This is a genomic window from Thioalkalivibrio sp., assembly GCF_007692535.1.
In the GTDB taxonomy this organism is placed as follows: domain Bacteria; phylum Pseudomonadota; class Gammaproteobacteria; order Ectothiorhodospirales; family Ectothiorhodospiraceae; genus Thioalkalivibrio.
The window spans coordinates 1-3,634 of record NZ_REBW01000026.1; the positions used below are offsets into that span (position 1 = coordinate 1).

General features: G+C 64.8%; 5 protein-coding genes. 4 read left to right on the forward strand and 1 reads right to left on the reverse strand.

Annotation, left to right across the window (positions count from 1 at the left end; genetic code table 11):
- Both EA346_RS00405 and EA346_RS00410 read left to right on the forward strand, forming a co-directional pair.
- On the forward strand, nt 1-240 hold a 240-nt coding region (locus EA346_RS00405), incomplete at its 5' end, for a mechanosensitive ion channel family protein (protein WP_296754230.1).
- A gap of 82 nt (nt 241-322) precedes the next feature.
- Nucleotides 323-997 carry a type 1 glutamine amidotransferase domain-containing protein gene (locus EA346_RS00410; RefSeq protein WP_296754233.1) on the forward strand — a complete coding sequence of 225 codons (675 nt, stop codon included), beginning with the start codon at nt 323-325 and terminating at the stop codon, nt 995-997.
- Nucleotides 998-1,152: 155 nt separating this feature from the next.
- Here EA346_RS00410 and EA346_RS00415 read toward each other — a convergent pair whose 3' ends face one another.
- Nucleotides 1,153-2,043 carry a helix-turn-helix transcriptional regulator gene (locus EA346_RS00415; RefSeq protein ID WP_296754235.1) on the reverse strand — a complete coding sequence of 297 codons (891 nt, stop codon included), beginning with the start codon at nt 2,041-2,043 and terminating at the stop codon, nt 1,153-1,155.
- Between the two features lie 86 nt (nt 2,044-2,129).
- Between EA346_RS00415 and EA346_RS00420 the strand changes: the two genes are divergently transcribed.
- Together EA346_RS00420 and EA346_RS00425 are read left to right on the forward strand one after the other, a co-directional pair.
- Nucleotides 2,130-2,831, forward strand: coding sequence for an ABC transporter permease (locus EA346_RS00420; protein WP_296754238.1), 702 nt, complete (start codon nt 2,130-2,132; stop codon nt 2,829-2,831).
- Nucleotides 2,828-3,589: an ATP-binding cassette domain-containing protein gene (locus EA346_RS00425; protein ID WP_296754241.1), complete on the forward strand. Its 762-nt coding sequence runs from the start codon at nt 2,828-2,830 to the stop codon at nt 3,587-3,589. Before EA346_RS00420 ends, EA346_RS00425 begins: the two co-directional genes overlap by 4 nt.
- Nucleotides 3,590-3,634 lie beyond the last annotated feature (45 nt).

Below are 3,634 nucleotides of genomic sequence, written 5' to 3' on the forward strand. Positions count from 1 at the left end.
GGCCGCATCAAGACCCAGCCGATCAAGCAGTGGATGGTCGGCCGCGCCTTCAACCACCGCATCAAGAAACGCTTCGACGAACTCGGCATCGAGATCCCGTTCCCGCACCGTACCGTCTACTTTGGCCAGGACAAAGACGGCACGGCGCCGCCCCTCCAGGTCAGCCCCGGGATCGCCGTCCACGGCGCCCCGACCGATGTCCTGTGGCCGCAACGAGAACCCGACCCGAAGTCGGCCTGATCACAACCCGCAACACGGGTTTTCCCGGAACCCGTTTGCAGCGCCCCGGTCCACCAAGTGGGACCAGGAAGGAGGAATTCGAATGAGTCAGACGATACTGATGGTCGTCACCAGTCATGACGAAATTGCCCCGGGGCACGCGACTGGCCTCTGGTTTGAGGAATTCGCGATCCCCTACGCGCGCTTCCGTGAAGCGGGGTTCGAGATCAAGGTCGCGAGTCCGAAAGGCGGTCCGACGCCCCTTGATCCAAAGAGCCTGGACATCGACCCGTCCTTCCCCACCGTTGCTGCGCAACAGGCCCTGAGTGACACGATTCCCCTGGACGAGAACGTCCGTCACGAGTCGTATTCCGCACTCTTCTTTCCCGGTGGACATGGAACCATGTTCGATCTCCCCGAGAACCCGCATGTGCAGCGGCTGGTGACCGAGTTCATCGAGCATGAGAAGGTCCTCGGTGCGGTCTGCCATGGGCCAGCGTGCCTGGTCGGCGCCATGCTGCAGGACGGCACGCCGGTGGCCAAGGGGCGCAGGATCGCCGCCTTCAGTAATGCCGAGGAACGCGCGGTGGAGCTGGTGGACGCCATGCCCTTCCTGCTCGAGGATCGCCTGCGCGAGCTCGGGGGTGACGTCGATCCCGCGGAGGACTGGAGCGATCATGTGGTCGTCGACGGCATGCTGGTGACCGGCCAGAACCCGCAATCCAGTCGCAGTGTGGCAGAGGCGATGGTTCGTCTGTTACGGCATGGCGACACCTGATCCGTCCGCCGGGTTGGGAGCGCCAAAGAGGGATGGCTCTACAATCTTGGCCCCCTCGCCTTCCACCGGATCGTCACACTGGTCGACGTCCGCATCACTCGCATGGAAAGCGGAGGCCGGGGCCATTGAACCCCGACGCAGCCTGCGATGCGCTCTCAAGCGTTGTAGCGCACTTGCCCGTGCCCGGCGAGGTCGTAACCCCCGAGGGATGCGGCCCGACTGCGGAAGCGTTCCGTCTGCGCAAACCCGAGCAAGGCCTGCAGGTGCGGCTGGAAATAGGCGCGCCGCCGCAGCGCCAGGTCGAACCGCTCCTGGCAGACTGGAACGAAGTCCAGTCCGTGACGCCGGGCTGCGGCCTCCACACCCAACCCACAATCCGCCCCGCCGCGCAGCACCTCCAGTGCGAGGTCATCGTGGGTGAGCGCGCAATGCTCCAGCGTATGTACATCGCCCAGCGTCAGGCCCGCCTGCCTGAGCAGTTCCCTGAGCAGAACGTCAGCACCGGCCCCCTCCTGCCGACGCAGAACGCGGACCCTCGGGTTGGCAAGTGCGCGAACATCCCGGATCTCCAGGGGGTTTCCCGGGGCGACAATCAACCCCTGCGTCCGCTGTGCCCACTCGATGGTGACCAGATCCCGAAGTCCACCCAAACCGCAACGGGCCGGGTTGTTCCAAGTGCCGTCTTCGTGGATCAGGTGAAATCCAATCACCTGCGCCTGGTTCGCCAGTAGACGCCTGACACCATCACCACTGCCGTTCAGAAGCAGTGCCAGGTCGCTTCCCGATTCCCTCACCGCCCACTCCAGCAGCGGGTCATGACTCCCTGCCAGCACTGCCGGTGTATCGAGGGCGATCCGCTCGTCGCTCTCGAGATGATTCATCAGCCAGAGATCGATGGCCTGACGCGGGAACAGCAGTTTGCCCGTCACACGCACACAGGGAATGACGCGCTCCCGTACGAGCTCGTACACTTTGCGTTCCCCCAGGCGAAGATACTCCGCAACCTCGGCGGTGGTCATCAGATCCTCGCGTGGCTGCATATTCATGTCTTTGGTAGATTCCTTTTCGCCTCACGGCGCATTGGGCTGCACAAGCCATTATTCTTCAGAAAGTATGCAGCGCAGAGATTCCATTGAACAGCCACGACCCCTTCACGCTGGCGTTTTCGCTGATCCTCTCCGGGGATCCCGGCCTGTTCGGCATCATTCAGCTGTCGCTCCAGGTGAGCCTGAGCGCAGTCTTCGTCGCCAGCCTGATCGGATTGCCCCTCGGGGCGGCGATCGCCCTGTTCCGGTTTCCGGGGAGAGGCCTCGTCATCACGCTGCTGAACGCGCTGATGGGACTGCCGCCTGTCGTTGCCGGGCTGCTCGTCTACTTGAGCCTGTCCCGGGCCGGCCCGCTGGGCCAGTTCGGGCTGTTGTTCACGCCGACCGCCATGGTCATCGCCCAGACCCTGCTGGTCCTTCCCATCATTGCAGCTCTGACCCGGCAGGCTATCGAGGATCTTTGGGAGGAATACCGGGAACAACTGCAGTCCATGGGCTCGGGTCGGGTGCGGGCGATACCGACGCTGCTGTGGGATGCGCGCATCACGCTGACCACCGCCGTCCTGGCAGGCTTCGGGAGGGCCAGTGCCGAAGTCGGGGCCGTGCTGATCGTCGGTGGCAACATTGAGGGGGTCACGCGCGTGATGACGACGGCAATCGCGCTCGAGACCAGCAAGGGTGACCTCCCGTTGGCGCTCGCACTGGGACTGGTCCTGCTGACGCTGGTGGCGGCGGTGAACGCTACCGCGTATCTGTTGGGCCAGATGAGCAGGAGCCGGATGCAATGAGCCAGATGCCCCCGGCTGGTGTAAAGGATCCCCTGCTGGTACTGCACGACGTCACGTTCGTGCGATCCGGGAAGGAACTGCTTGCCCGCACCAACCTGACGCTGGGATCCGGGGGACGCACCGTGATCATGGGGCCAAACGGCGCCGGGAAGAGCCTGCTGATGCGCCTTGCACATGGGTTGCTCAAGCCCTCCCAGGGCAGGATCGTGGCCGGGGGCAATGGGTCGGTGTTTCCGCGCCAGGCGATGGTCTTCCAGCGGCCGGTTCTCCTGAGGCGCTCGACGATCGCCAACGTGACCCACGCGCTGGCCCTGAACGGCGTTGCACGACGACTGCGCCACCACCTGGCCGGGCAAGCCCTGGAGCGTTTCGGCCTTGCCGACCTGGCACAGCGCCCCGCCCGAATCCTCTCGGGTGGCGAACAGCAGCGGCTGGCGCTGGCCCGCGCCTGGGCCCTCGAACCCGGCATCCTGTTCCTGGACGAACCCAGTGCCGCCCTGGACCCTGCCGCGACCAAGGCCGTGGAAGATGCCGTCAATGCCTTTCACGCCAACGGCACCAAGATTGTGATGACCACGCACGATCTCGGTCAGGCGCGCCGCCTCGCGGATGACGTGGTGTTCATGTGCTGCGGCCGGATCATGGAACACACGCCCGCAGCACGTTTTTTCGAGGCCCCAGCGACAGCCGCCGCCGCTACGTTTCTGCGCGGCGAACTGGTCCTGGACGTGCCCGCCCCATCGTGTTCCTCCAACTAGCTCTCATGGCCTCGGAGCGTGCCACCCCTGACGATGACAAGCCGC